Genomic DNA, 12,473 nt, shown 5'->3' on the forward strand with positions numbered 1-12,473 from the left:
TGTCGCGGCGGCTTGAGAGAATAACAGGGATAGAGAGCATGATTTCAGTTGGCCAACGGGAGCGGGCAACCCAGAACCGCGTGATCAAGTTATTTCAAGCGGAGCTGGGCTATCGCTATCTGGGGGATTGGCATACACGGGAGAACAACCGCAATGTCGAGCCGGAGCTGCTGACCGCTTGGCTGGTGGGGCGGGGCGTGGACGCGGCGCTGATCCCCAAGGTACTCAGGCAACTGGATCGGGCGGCGAGCCTGGGCGAAGGGCGCCTCCTCTATGATGCCAACAAGGAGGTCTATCGCCTGCTGCGTTATGGCGTGAAGGAAAAAGTCGGGGCGGGCGAGCAGAACCAGACTGTCTGGCTTGTTGACTGGGCCAATCCGCAGGCCAACGACTTTGCCATTGCCGAAGAGGTGACGGTCAAAGGCGAGCATAAGAAACGGCCGGATCTGGTGCTCTATGTCAACGGCATTGCCCTTGGCGTCATTGAACTCAAGCGATCTACCGTCTCTGTCTCCGAAGGTATCCACCAGAACCTGGATAACCAGAAGAAGGATTTTATCCGTAACTTCTTCACCACCATGCAGCTGGTGATGGCGGGCAACGACACCCAAGGGGTGCGCTACGGCACTATCGAAACCCACGAGAAATACTATCTGGAGTGGAAAGAGCCAGCCGATCCAATCCATTCCGACCATGTCGATCTGCCGGGTGCCAATCTGCTGGACCAGCATCTGACGCAGTTGTGCAGTAAGGCGCGCTTTCTGGAGCTGATCCACGACTTTATCGTGTTTGATGCGGGCACCAAGAAAACCTGCCGCCATAACCAGTATTTCGGCATCCGTGCCGCCAAGGCTTATATCCGCCGCCGGGATGGCGGCATCATCTGGCACACCCAAGGCAGCGGCAAGAGCCTGACCATGGTCTGGCTAGCCAAGTGGATCCGCGAAAATGTGACCGACAGCCGTGTGCTTATCATCACCGACCGTACCGAACTCGATGAGCAGATCGAGAAGGTATTCAGTGGGGTGGAAGAGGAGATCCTGCGTACCAAGAGCGGTGCCGATCTGGTGACCCGTCTGCATGCCCATAATCCCTGGCTGATCTGCTCCCTAGTGCATAAGTTCGGTCGCACACCAGAAGGCGAGTCGGATGACGAAGATGACGGCAGCTCTGATGATTTTATTGCTGATATGCGCCGCAGCTTGCCCTCGGATTTCAGCCCCAAGGGCCAGCTGTTTGTGTTTGTCGATGAGTGCCACCGCACTCAGTCCGGCAAGCTGCATGGGGCTATGAAGAGCCTGTTGCCAGAGGCGCTGTTTATCGGTTTTACCGGCACACCGCTGATGAAGCAGGACAAAAAAAAGTCCATCGAGGTCTTTGGCCCCTACATTCACACCTACAAGTTCAACGAGGCGGTGAGTGATGGCGTGGTGCTGGATCTGCGCTACGAGGCGCGGGATATCGATCAGCGGGTCAAATCCCAGAAAAAAGTGGATGAGTGGTTCGATACCAAGACCAAGGATCTCTCGCGGCTGGGCAAGCAGCAGCTTAAACAGAAGTGGGCCTCAATGCAGAAGCTGCTCTCCAGTCGTTCGCGGCTGGAGCAGATAGTGGCCGATATTCTGCTCGACTTCGAGCGCAAGCCCCGGCTGGCCGATGGTCGTGGCAATGCCATGCTGGTCTGCGCCAGCGTCTATCAAGCCTGCAAAAGTTACGAGATGTTCAGCCAGGCCGGTTTTGCTGGCAAGTGCGCCATCGTCACCAGTTACCAACCCAATGCCAGCGAGATCAAGGGCGAGGAGACGGGCGAGGGGCTGACGGAGAAGCTGGCCAAGTACAACATCTATCGCAAGATGCTGGCCGACTATTTCGAGCAGCCGGAGGATGAGGCGGCTAAGCGGGTTGAAGAGTTTGAAAAACTGGTCAAGCAGCGTTTTATCAAAGAGCCGGGCCAGATGCGGCTGCTCATTGTCGTGGATAAGCTGCTGACCGGTTTTGATGCCCCCTCTGCCACCTACCTCTATATCGACAAGAAGATGGCTGATCACAACCTGTTCCAAGCCATCTGTCGGGTGAATCGGCTGGATGGTGACGACAAGGAGTACGGCTACATCATCGATTACAAAGACCTGTTCAAGTCGCTGGAGAAGACGGTCAACGACTATACGGCCGAGGCCTTCGCGGGTTATGACAAGGAGGATGTGGCCGGGCTGCTCAAGGATCGACTGGCGCAGGCCAAAGAGGATCTGGATAACGCTCTGGAAGCCGTCCGTGCATTGTGTGAGCCGGTGAAGGCGCCCAAGTCGCAACTCGATTATCAGCATTATTTCTGTTGTGAGCCGGGAGCCGATGAAGAGACGTTGAGCGAGAAAGAGGCATTGCGGCTGACCCTCTATCAGTTGGTGGCCAAGTTGATCCGCGCCTTTACCAATCTGGCGGGTGAGCTGGAGGAGGCGGGTTACAGCGCCTCGCAGGCCGCCTCGATCAAGCAGGAGGTCGAACACTTCGCCAAGGTCCGGGATGAGATCAAGCTGGCCAGTGGTGATCTGGTGGATATGAAGCAGTTCGAGCCGGGCATGCGCCAGATGCTGGATCTGTGGGTGGATGCCGACCCCAGCGAGACGCTGATGGACTTTGAGGAGCTGGGGCTGCTGGAGCTCATTATCCAGCGCGGCCCCGAGGCGCTGGATGGGTTGCCCAAGGAGATGCGCGACAATCAGGAGTCGATGGCCGAGGCGATTGAAAACAACGTGCGCCGGACCATCGTCGATGAGAACCCGGTCAACCCCAAATACTACGAGAGGATGTCGGTGCTGCTCGATGAGCTGATCGATCTGCGCCGCCAGCAGGCCATCTCCTATCAGGAGTATCTGGAAAAGGTCCGCGAGCTGGCCAAGCAGGTGAAATATCCACAGAGCCATAGCCAGAGCGCCTACCCAGAGAGCATAGACACGGCAGCCAAACGGGCACTCTATGACAATCTGGGCAAGGATGAGCTGCTGGTGGCCAGGATTGATACCGCTGTGCGTTATACCAAGAAGGCCGATTGGTATGGCGATCGCTTCAAGGAGCGGGAGATCGCGTTTGCCATTGCCGAAGAAACCAAGGGATACGATGTGACCGTTGCCGAGGTGATGGAGCTGGTGAAAGCGCAGCAGGAGTACCACTGATGCCCCTGATCACCATTGGTGAGCTCACGCTGGAGTTGCAGCATAAGGGGATCAAGAACCTGCACATCAATGTGCTGCCCCCTGATGGTCGCGTGCGCGTCTCGGCCCCGGCGTCGCTGTCACAGACGGCCATCAGAATGGCCGTGGTCAGACGCTTGCCGTGGATCCGGCAGCAACAGGCCCACTTTCAGGCGCAGCCACGTCAGAGCGAGCGCCAGATGTGCAGCGGCGAGACGCACTACCTTTGGGGACGGGGCTATCGATTGGAGGTGATCCCGGTTGAGGGAGCGCACAGCGTCAAGCTACAAGGGGGGTGGATCCGGATGCGGGTTCCCGCTCATTATGACGCCGCGAAGCGAGAAGCCTTGCTACTGGGCTGGTATCGCCAATTGCTACGCCAGCGGCTGCCGATATTGATGGCCAAGTGGCAGGCCTTGCTCAACGTCACCCCTTCGTTTGTCGGTATCAAACGGATGAAGACCATGTGGGGGAGCTGCAAAACAGATACATCCCGCATCTGGATCAACCTCGAATTAGTCAAGAAGCCCCCCGAATGCCTGGAATTTATTGTGGTGCACGAGCTGGTTCACCTGTTAGAGCGCAAACATAACCAGCGATTTATCACACTGATGGATACCCATCTGCCCAACTGGCGCGAGCATCGCGAGAAGCTCAACAAGATGCCGCTGGCATTTAATCGGTGGGGGTATTAGGGCTGGTTTAGCCACGATTTATTCTTCCAAAAAGTAATCTGAATCCAGGGTTTTAATGGTGAGGGTCTGGCGGGTAGTGACGCCGACGCCGTATTCGATCATCAGGGCGGCAAGACGGGCACCGTCGATCAGCACGATGCGCTTCTCAATCAGTCCGACATACTCCTGCGCCTCACGGCTAAAGCTGGAGGTGGTGATAAAGACCCCCTTGCGGGCCTTGTGCAGATCCAGCGCCCCCGCGAAGGACTGGATCTCGGGACGCCCCACGGTTTTGTCGGTGTAGCGCTTTGCCTGCAGGTAGATGGAGTCGAGCCCAACCGGTCTTCCTTGATGATGCCATCGATGCCGCCATCGCTTTGGTAACGGGTGGTGCGGGCGGCATCCTGCTGGCTGCCGCCATAGCCCATGGCCACCATCAGATCGACCACCAGCTGTTCAAAGAAACGAGGGGAAAGGCCCAAGATCTCGGCAAGCAGGTCATCGGCAAGGGAGCGATTGATGGCAGATAGTGCCTGCTCAATCTGCTCTTGAGGGGTGCTGGCCTGCTCTGGTGTTGGCGTGTCTGTCGGGATCGCCATGGCTTGTTGCGTATTGCCTGCGCTCTCACTGGAGGCCAGGGTAAACGCCACGAACTCGTTGAATTGGGCCAGATAGCGGTTGTCGATAGTATGTCCCGAGACTAGCGCCGCCTTACCCCGTTCGGTGATAAGGCAAATGCCCCGCTTGGGTTGCTCGATGAGTCCTGCCTTGACCAGATAGGTCTTGGCCCAGCCAACCCGGCTGCGCAGCGTGGTTTGGCGACCACTGGGCAAGGTGTCAGCCAACTGCTCCGGAGTAAAGGCGTAGTGCTGGCAAACCCGCTCGAATACCTCACGTAGAGAGCGGGCGACACCATCGGCCAATACCTTGAGCACGGCAGGCATCATGGCTTCATAGCTGGGCAGGGTTTCTTTCATCGGGCAACCAGATCGAGATAAAACAGGGGCTTATCTTGTCACAGCGACCTGCTTGGGGCCAGTTGGTATCGAAGTCACTGGGAGCAACCTCAAAAAAAACAGCGTCACCAAAAAAAGGGAAGGCCATGAATTGGCCTTCCCCAAGACCCACCCACTTATCACGGACGAGTAGGTTTAAAAATGTTACCACAAGCGGATGTGTGGTCACGCCTTGCGGTCAGGATTGGCGTCCATGCTCGCCGCAGGGTAAATACAGATATAGACATAGCCATGGCTTCCGAGGGTGTCGGCTTCGCAGGTAAAGCCGCCGTGCTGGATAGTGATGCAGTGCTGACGTTGAGCATCCAGCTCGCCGGTTATCAGCTTGGCTTCCAGAGCCTTGATGATCTCCGGGAAAGCCAGGTCGAGCTTGGCTATCTGCGTCTCACTCCATTCACCGATCAGACTGGCCCGATCGGATAGAAAATCGAGCCGGTAGCGACTCTGTATCAGACGAGCGCCAAAGCGTGGCGTCACGGTATGGGGCAAACCCCACTGTGCAAAAATCCGAGTGGGGTGGTCTGGCGCTACGGGGTGTTGGTTGTTGGTGTGGGTGGTTGTCGTGGTCATGATTAGCGATACCTCAGTTGAATGTCGATGCAGGTGCCGGGCACGTTGTGGCGCTGGCGTAGTCTGGTCAGGTGCTCAGGGAGTTCGGTCAGGTTTGTCAGCCGCCCCCGGTAGAGCCGAGAAAGATTGATGTAGTCGGGATGGCTCACGGTGATGGTCACCTGATGCCCAGGTTGCCAACGAGCAAACAGGCGGGCTTTGGCTTGCTTGATGGTGGTGATGCCGGGAGCGGGTAGTGTCTGACGGTTTCGCAGGTGCAGTTTGTTGAGCTCGGGGGCATAGCGATGCACCTCGAGTCCGGTGATAAGACGGGTCATGTTCGGTGACTCCAATGATGCAAGGGGCCAGCCTGTGAGGGCTGGCCCTTTATGTTGTTTGTTGATGAGCGATGAGATGGTCGCGGTGGCTAGCCGTTGTAAAACAGGATGTAGTTCACACCGGCCTGCTGGGCAGCAGTGAGCAAGGGTTGCAGTGCTGGCGGGATGGCATCGAGCTCCATGGCCAGGTTCAGGGTGAACTCATAGGCGGAGTCATCCTTCACGCCGACATGTTCATGGGAGGCCATACGCTTGACCCATTGCCATTCTGGTACCAGGTCAGCGTCATCGTAATCGCCGATGATGGAACTCATGGCGACATCCAGCATCTGCATTACCGAATGGCCTGCCAGTGAGTCAGGTGTTGCAGGGATGGTGTTGGTCATTACATCGCTCCTTGTTGTCTGGGCTGTGGGTTACAGCTGATTGATAACCGGCTTGCAATTAAGACGGTCCAGCAGATGCAGCGAACCGTACTGGGCTACCAGTCGGTCTATGGCCATCTGGGCGCAGGCCGTTCTGCTGGGTTTATTTTCAGGTATGGCGTAACGAGCAGTGAGCCAACCGCCGAGCAGCGCAATGCGGTAGCCACTCGGGATGTGGGTGAGGGACGTTCCTATTCCCCTCCCGTGAATGAGGAAGGGCACTGCCTGTCCGCCGATGCCGATATCGATGCGCTGACCCTTGAGCTCGAAGGTGGTGATCTCGCCGGTTTGCGGATGTTTGCCGGGCACCTTGATGGTGATGTTTTTCGCCATTTCACACCTCCGGCTTGCGTTCAAAGTGGTGGGTCACAACGCCCGCTTCCGGGTCGATGCTGATAAACGCCGGGGCTTGCGGGTGGTATTGGTAGAGCCGCGCCAGTTCGGCACGAAACGCCTCGACGTTCGGCGCAATTACATGACTGGTATCCCCCTCGGCGTAAGTAAAGGTCTCCAGCTTCTCGGTGTTAATCCAGATGCCAAAGTACCAGGCGTCTTCCTCGGTGTCGTATTGCTGCCAACCTTGAGCCAATAGCGTGCGGTCGTAGTAATAGCGGTCAGCCTGATGGCTCCCCCGGTCGATGCGGCAACCCGTCACGGTGAGCTCAAACTGGATACGCCCCGCTTGGTGAGCCTTCTTGACCCGGCGCAGCAGCTTGAGGGCCTTGGCTCTGCTACGGCCATTACCGAGCGGTTGCGGCTGCCTGGCCCGTAATGCCAGATGGGTCATTATCTTCGGCGCGGTGTTGTGGTTGAGCTGACCGATGGCAGTGGTGATCTGCCGAGCGGACAGAGTCTTGTAATCACGTAGGTCGTGCATGGTGGGGTTTCCTTCAAATGCAAACAGCCCCTCGGCGTGAGGGGCTGTGAGAGGTCTTGTGTGTGCTGGTGGCCGTGGCTCAGGTGTGACTACTCCAATCCGGCTTGTCATTACTACCATGGTTGACGTAGGCCCCGACAATTACCCGTTGCCACTCGCCGACCGGCTGACCCACTGCATTACAGGCGCAGCGAAAGCGGGCGAAGTTAATCTCTCGCGGCAGGTACTCGCGCATATCGCGGGGACTGACAAAGAGCGAGGTTTTGTGCAGCACCGGGTTGGGCGCAACCAGTGGCCCGCCAATACGTCGCCCCTCCACATCGTGGGCATAGGCAAAGCCCGGCAGCATCAACTGCTGACTGATGAGCTTGGCAAGCCCTGGATGGGCACACATGGCCTCTGCCACGGCGGCCTGGCTAAAGCTGTCGGTAAATTCAATCATGGGTGATTCTCCCTTTCAGCAGGTGAACGGTAGGCCGCTGCCAGCAGCGCAAACTGTTCGACCAGGTAACTGATGCTGATTCCCAGTTCATCACTGACCCCATCACCCAGACGATGATGCAGGTGTGCCATGTCATCGGCGATACGCTGGGCTATATGGGCCGTTGAGCTCGGTGGTGAGCTTGTCACTGTCAGAGTGATGGAAAGGTTCATCACATCTCTCCCCAAGTGGCTTGCTCCCACAGTGACAGTCGAGTCAGCACGTCTTGCGCCAGCGCTTGCTGTAACTGCTGTAGTACCTTCACAAGCCGAGGTGCCTGCTCAGGGCTCCCGCTCCATTCACTCGATTGGTACAGGGCGCAGCAGGTGAATTTGTAGAGGGCAACCAGCTCGCTATCGGTGAGTGGTGCCTGGTGGTAACTGTGGGCAGGTTTAATCTGTCCCAGCTTGGTCGAGCAGTGCTGGCGTGGTTCCTTCTGCTCTTGCTGGCGTCCTAACTGATAGCGATGCCAGACTGCCCGCCGGTTGGCGAGCATCATCAACCGTACCAGCCGGTCTACCCGCCACGTCCAGGTACTGGTGACATCCATTGGCGAGTTCCACCAGAGGGAGCGCAGCAGCTCAAGGGTGTAGTGCGGTGGCATGGGGGCATTGCAAAAACGGTGTAACTGAACGGCAAAGGCAAGGTAGTCCTTGCGATCGATCATGAAAGCAGACATGGGGATGACTCCTTGAAATGCAAAAGGCCACCTGTAGTGAGGTGGCCTTGTTGGGGGGATCGGAATATCCGGATCTTGGTGTTGGACCTAATGATCCGGGTTTGGGAATGCTGGCGTTATTCGTGCGCCTGCTCTGTGCTGGGGAGAGCCGCATCGAACAGGATGGCGTAGAGTGCACCATCAATGCCGTTGACGGCATCGTGATGCGGGTAATAGGGCGGCGTGTCTCGGGATCGCTCAAAGTAGTCACCAAAGCAGCTGAGACACTCGCGGATCTCGATGGTGGATCCCTGCAGCAAGGTCTCTTCAAAATGCTTGGCATAGGCCTCGTCATCATGTGCCTTGGTGACGGCCTTCTCCAGCAATGTCAGCGCATCCTCGTTGCAGGCGGCTGCTAGCCTATGGCGTAGCTTCTCGAGGGTTTCCTCAAGGGAATAGGGATTGGGTAATCGCATGGTGTTTATCCCTTCTTGGCTCGGTTAAGGGCGTAGCTGATGGAGCAGTGCATCAATGGCCTCGACACAATCGCTCTGGGTGAGCTGATAGCCGTTAGGCAGGTGAGCCACGATGGCAGGCTCGGCCTGCATCTCGACGTTGTCTGCAAGCCAGCCGCGCAGCTCGAGGAGGATGTCGAGGGTGGTGAGGTGTGACTTACCTAGGGTTAGAGTCATAGCTGACCTCTTTCGGCCAGCGAGACCACGCCCTCGGCACCGACCACCAGATGGTCGAGCAATCGCACATCGACCAGCGCCAAGGCCTCCTTGAGGGCTTGGGTAAAGACCCGGTCAGATTGGCTGGGTTCAGGGTCACCGCTTGGGTGATTGTGCACTGCGATGATGGCCCCGCAGTTGAGTATCAGGGCCCGCTTGACTACTTCCCGTGGGTAGATGCTGGCGCTGTCCAAGGTGCCGCGAAACAGTTCCTCAAAAGCCAGTACGCGGTGTTGGGAGTCAAGGAACAGTGCACCAAACACTTCATGCTCCCGGTCCTGTAGCAGGGTTTGCAGCCGCTCGGCGGCCTCGGTGGTGCTGGTAATGGCGGTGCCTTTGGCCAAGCGCTTACGGGCAATCTGGTTGGCGATACGCAGCAGGTCTTGTTCGGTCACGGGTTCAGTGACGACATAAGTGCCGGGGCATTCCCCGGCTTTCAGCTTGTGATAACGCATAGTGGAATTCTCCAAATAAACAAAACCCCGGCACGCATGAAGCATGTCGGGGTTAAAGGTAGAGCGGTTGTTGGTTCACTTTGAGGGTAGTTCAGTTGGTCTTGGTGGCGGCTTCTGCTCCTGCTCAGGCTGTAGGGGCACGCTTCACCGGCATCAGCAATCCGGGGACCTGCAGGGTGAGCGGCATAGCGAGCGCAACGCTCAGCCGTTCCGCCAGCTCATAGGCTTGGCCGATAGTGTCGTAGTCAGCTATCCAGGTAGCCAGCGCCAATCCACTGGCTTCTACCGCTCGCAAGTAAACGCCGTAGCCGTGCACGGGCAGGGCGCTGCCCCGAACCACTTGCGTCTCGCCATTACGATTGATGGCTTCAAGTTCAACGGCTACCGGTTGTTTTGGCATCTTGTGCCTCCTCTTGGGGTAAGGGGTCACTCTCCACACGATAGCCGTGATGGATGCAGGCACGCTGCAGGTCACTCATAAAGCTTCCCAGCACGCGGGGCTGCTCAGAGAGTGGGACGGCTCCTGCCTGGCTGCGCCAGAAACAGCGACGCTTAGGGTCCACACAGATTTCATCCACGGGCTGGCTCATGGTGTGCCAGTCCTCGGCATTGGTGAGGGAGAGCAGTTGCCACTGCACGCCAGACCAACGCACTTGCAAGGTGACTGTGCGGGCTGGTGGGCTATCCGGTGTCAGGTGCAGCAGCCAGCGCTGACTACTGCGGGTAGGGGTTATCTTGGCGTTGGCGGCAACTTGTCCCAACCATTGACGTGAGTAGTGGGAGAGCGCTAATTCTTGGCTCATCGTGTCCTCCTAATCTCCTGCGACCGTGACGCTGAAACACTCCAACCGGCAGCAGGCAATGAAGTTGCTCTGCCAGATATCGAACAGCTCCCGCGCTTCGGCCAGTCGCAGTGGTCCCCAGCCCAACATGGTGTGTTCCCCATCGAGGAAGTTGAAATCGAGCTCTTTGCAGAGCTCGGCATCCTGGGCGAGCCCTTGGTAGCTGAAGTCGGTGACGTAATCGAACAGCCAGCCATCGAGCCCGCGGATCAGGCGGATCTCGACCGGGTGCACGCCGCCTTGCTCGGCGCTGTAGCCGGGATTGCGAAAGTTGAAGGTCAGTTGGGTTAAGCGCTCAAGATTGAGCTCGGTTTTAGCGACTTCCTGGTTAAGCTGAACCAGCAATGCTTGTGCAACGGGCATGGCAAAGCCGTCCCGGAAAAAGGGAATGGTCATGGTGTACTCCTTGTGGGGGTTAATCTTGGCCGAACAGCTCGCGCATTTTTTTGGCAACACGGGCACGGATCTGTTCATCAATAAAGGCGGTAATACTGGCGAGTGCCGCACTTAGCACCGCGATGTCATCGGTGAGCCCCATCGGCAACACGTCCGGGATCGCATCGATCGGTGAGATAAAGTAGGCCAGCGCACTGTAGATCAGCAGTTTGGCCCAGAGCGGTAAGTCATCCTTCTGGCTGGTGTAGTAGAGCAGCAAGCAGGTCTCGATAAAGGGCCGACCGGCACGTTTGGCAAAGGCCCAGAGTTTGTGCCAAAAGCCTGGGTGATCGAACGGCTCGCATTCAGGGGGAATGCAGGGGGGCATAGTGTGTCTCCTTCACAGGTGGGTGAATGGCAGAAATGAAAAGAGGAGGCAAATGCCTCCTCTTGGATGGGAATGGATGTGAGCTATTGGTCCCACATCAAGCAGTCAAACTCAGGGGTATTAGTGGCGGGCAGTACAGATGCGACCTCTTTGGTTGGCAGTGCCAGTTGCTTGCCGTCAGCCGTTAAAATGCTGATCGACTTGGCCTTGCGCAGCTTGCCCCACATGTCGAAGAAATTGTTCTCACCGACACGGGACTCGGTCTCATAGGGCGCATCGTATTGGCTGCCATCGACGATGATGGTGAAAGCCTGCCCAGCATAAGAGCCGTACTCCTTGCCCTGCACGGTAGCCGTCATGCTGACCTTGCGGGTGTCATTACAGGCGATATAGAGGTTGTTTTGCTCGTTGACCACCGCCGTGTATTCGCTGGTGCCCTGACCCCAGCCACTGCTCCAGCGTCCGGCCTCGCCATACGCAAAGGCGTTGCCGCACAGCAGCAGTGCTGTTGAGGTAATGAAGAGTTTTTTCATCCCTGTGACTCCTAAAGGCTCAAGGATTTAGATGAGCCATTAACGTGGTTATTTTTTGTAAAGCACGCTGAGTGAGTTATCCACCAAGTGCTTAACGATTTCATAGTCTGGATTGTAAGTGGCGAGATTATGTGCCGCGATAGTGACGGCAGATGCGATCCCGGCTAGACCGGTAATACCGCCAAAGACGCTGGCCCCTGCTGCGGCGATCCGACCCTTGGTATAGACCCGGCATTTCAGCCCAGCAGGTTCGATGCTGTTTTCAAGTTTTGTCACAGCGGCGCTCATTCGCCCCGATAGCCCCACGACTTCGAAAGATTTTCGTGCACGGATCAGTGAGGTCAGCTTGTCAGTACCCAGATCTTCATAAGTCAGTCTTTCCATGTTTTGTGTCCTTGGTCGTGTAGTAAGAGCGTCTTATGGAGCCCACCTGTTGCGAGTTAGTCACGATGGTTTATTGGCTGAGGGCCTCGCATCCGTGTCAAATCAGCATCAATTGCTGTCTGGTGGACTCATTAAGTCTTTAGTCTACCTTTTGAGTCCTTATCGTCAATGGGTCCATGGTCAACCATAGAGGTTGACTGGAGGACCCATGACAGATATCAACCTTGAGCTGTTAGCCAAGAGCGTTGGCAAGGCGATCAGCCACAAGCGTACTCAAGCCGGATTCACGCAAGAGCATGTGGCTGAACACCTCAATATCGGCATGGAAGCCGTCTCCCGGATGGAGCGGGGGATTGTGGTGCCGACCGTGGTGCGGCTGGCGGAGCTCGCTCAACTGTTTGGCTGTGAGCTGGCGGATTTCCTGCGCGAGACCAGTAACCGCCCGACCGAGCAGGGCATTGTGCTGAGCCAGCAACTGGCTCGGCTCGATGATGCTGACCGAACCCTGTTGCTGGAAACGGTAGAACGGTTGGTGGAGCGGTTGGCGCGTCCCAGCTGA

20 protein-coding genes and 1 pseudogene are annotated in these 12,473 nt (G+C 57.1%); 3 read left to right on the forward strand and 18 right to left on the reverse strand.

Annotated features, from left to right (window positions below; genetic code table 11):
- Positions 1-38 precede the first annotated feature (38 nt).
- Positions 39-3,170 (forward strand): type I restriction endonuclease subunit R, encoded by a 3,132-nt coding sequence (locus tag C3F36_RS13000; RefSeq protein ID WP_104455204.1) that lies wholly within the window; start codon positions 39-41, stop codon positions 3,168-3,170.
- Positions 3,170-3,883: a M48 family metallopeptidase gene (locus C3F36_RS13005; protein WP_005331303.1), complete on the forward strand. Its 714-nt coding sequence runs from the start codon at positions 3,170-3,172 to the stop codon at positions 3,881-3,883. Before C3F36_RS13000 ends, C3F36_RS13005 begins: the two co-directional genes overlap by 1 nt.
- 147 nt (positions 3,884-4,030) lie before the next feature.
- Here the strand turns inward: C3F36_RS13005 and C3F36_RS13010 are convergent.
- The 18 genes and pseudogenes from C3F36_RS13010 to C3F36_RS13095 all read right to left on the reverse strand — a co-directional run.
- A pseudogene (locus C3F36_RS13010) lies at positions 4,031-4,839 on the reverse strand (restriction endonuclease); the annotation flags it as partial.
- A gap of 204 nt (positions 4,840-5,043) precedes the next feature.
- Positions 5,044-5,448, reverse strand: a complete 405-nt coding sequence (locus C3F36_RS13015; RefSeq protein WP_024945030.1) for a type IV toxin-antitoxin system YeeU family antitoxin — start codon at positions 5,446-5,448, stop codon at positions 5,044-5,046.
- Positions 5,449-5,450: 2 nt separating this feature from the next.
- Entirely contained in the window at positions 5,451-5,765 is a 315-nt protein-coding gene (locus tag C3F36_RS13020) for a hypothetical protein (RefSeq protein ID WP_021137999.1), read from the reverse strand.
- An 89-nt stretch (positions 5,766-5,854) separates the two neighbouring features.
- Positions 5,855-6,151, reverse strand: coding sequence for a hypothetical protein (locus C3F36_RS13025; RefSeq protein ID WP_024945029.1), 297 nt, complete (start codon positions 6,149-6,151; stop codon positions 5,855-5,857).
- 30 nt (positions 6,152-6,181) lie between these two features.
- Positions 6,182-6,523 (reverse strand): hypothetical protein, encoded by a 342-nt coding sequence (locus C3F36_RS13030; protein WP_024945028.1) that lies wholly within the window; start codon positions 6,521-6,523, stop codon positions 6,182-6,184.
- A gap of 1 nt (position 6,524) precedes the next feature.
- Positions 6,525-7,067 (reverse strand): hypothetical protein, encoded by a 543-nt coding sequence (locus tag C3F36_RS13035; protein ID WP_024945027.1) that lies wholly within the window; start codon positions 7,065-7,067, stop codon positions 6,525-6,527.
- A 79-nt stretch (positions 7,068-7,146) separates the two neighbouring features.
- Positions 7,147-7,509, reverse strand: a complete 363-nt coding sequence (locus C3F36_RS13040) for a hypothetical protein (protein ID WP_024945026.1) — start codon at positions 7,507-7,509, stop codon at positions 7,147-7,149.
- A complete protein-coding gene (locus tag C3F36_RS13045) occupies positions 7,506-7,721 on the reverse strand; it encodes a hypothetical protein (protein WP_043851135.1) in 216 nt (71 codons plus the stop codon). Before C3F36_RS13045 ends, C3F36_RS13040 begins: the two co-directional genes overlap by 4 nt.
- The gene (locus C3F36_RS13050) at positions 7,721-8,227 is read right to left on the reverse strand and encodes a hypothetical protein (RefSeq protein ID WP_024945025.1); all 507 of its coding nucleotides are present in this window, start codon (positions 8,225-8,227) and stop codon (positions 7,721-7,723) included. Before C3F36_RS13050 ends, C3F36_RS13045 begins: the two co-directional genes overlap by 1 nt.
- A 116-nt stretch (positions 8,228-8,343) precedes the next feature.
- The gene (locus tag C3F36_RS13055; protein ID WP_024945024.1) at positions 8,344-8,682 is read right to left on the reverse strand and encodes a hypothetical protein; all 339 of its coding nucleotides are present in this window, start codon (positions 8,680-8,682) and stop codon (positions 8,344-8,346) included.
- A gap of 24 nt (positions 8,683-8,706) precedes the next feature.
- A complete protein-coding gene (locus C3F36_RS13060) occupies positions 8,707-8,898 on the reverse strand; it encodes a hypothetical protein (RefSeq protein WP_024945023.1) in 192 nt (63 codons plus the stop codon).
- Positions 8,895-9,392 carry a RadC family protein gene (gene radC, locus C3F36_RS13065; RefSeq protein ID WP_024945022.1) on the reverse strand — a complete coding sequence of 166 codons (498 nt, stop codon included), beginning with the start codon at positions 9,390-9,392 and terminating at the stop codon, positions 8,895-8,897. The genes C3F36_RS13060 and radC overlap by 4 nt, the downstream gene beginning before the upstream one ends.
- Before the next feature lie 124 nt (positions 9,393-9,516).
- Positions 9,517-9,792 (reverse strand): hypothetical protein, encoded by a 276-nt coding sequence (locus tag C3F36_RS13070; protein ID WP_042048606.1) that lies wholly within the window; start codon positions 9,790-9,792, stop codon positions 9,517-9,519.
- The gene (locus C3F36_RS13075; RefSeq protein WP_058395398.1) at positions 9,767-10,195 is read right to left on the reverse strand and encodes a hypothetical protein; all 429 of its coding nucleotides are present in this window, start codon (positions 10,193-10,195) and stop codon (positions 9,767-9,769) included. The genes C3F36_RS13070 and C3F36_RS13075 overlap by 26 nt, the downstream gene beginning before the upstream one ends.
- A 9-nt stretch (positions 10,196-10,204) precedes the next feature.
- Positions 10,205-10,630, reverse strand: a complete 426-nt coding sequence (locus tag C3F36_RS13080; protein WP_043852261.1) for a DUF2787 domain-containing protein — start codon at positions 10,628-10,630, stop codon at positions 10,205-10,207.
- Positions 10,631-10,649: 19 nt separating this feature from the next.
- On the reverse strand, positions 10,650-10,997 hold the full coding sequence (locus C3F36_RS13085; protein ID WP_043852260.1) for a YkvA family protein: 348 nt from the start codon (positions 10,995-10,997) through the stop codon (positions 10,650-10,652).
- Between the two features lie 83 nt (positions 10,998-11,080).
- Positions 11,081-11,530 (reverse strand): hypothetical protein, encoded by a 450-nt coding sequence (locus C3F36_RS13090; RefSeq protein ID WP_043852259.1) that lies wholly within the window; start codon positions 11,528-11,530, stop codon positions 11,081-11,083.
- A gap of 48 nt (positions 11,531-11,578) precedes the next feature.
- Positions 11,579-11,914 (reverse strand): hypothetical protein, encoded by a 336-nt coding sequence (locus tag C3F36_RS13095; RefSeq protein WP_025202118.1) that lies wholly within the window; start codon positions 11,912-11,914, stop codon positions 11,579-11,581.
- A gap of 208 nt (positions 11,915-12,122) precedes the next feature.
- Here C3F36_RS13095 and C3F36_RS13100 point away from each other — a divergent pair, with 208 nt between their 5' ends.
- Positions 12,123-12,473 (forward strand): helix-turn-helix domain-containing protein, encoded by a 351-nt coding sequence (locus C3F36_RS13100; protein ID WP_043852258.1) that lies wholly within the window; start codon positions 12,123-12,125, stop codon positions 12,471-12,473.

The organism is Aeromonas sp. ASNIH2 (assembly GCF_002934795.1).
GTDB lineage: Bacteria > Pseudomonadota > Gammaproteobacteria > Enterobacterales > Aeromonadaceae > Aeromonas > Aeromonas caviae.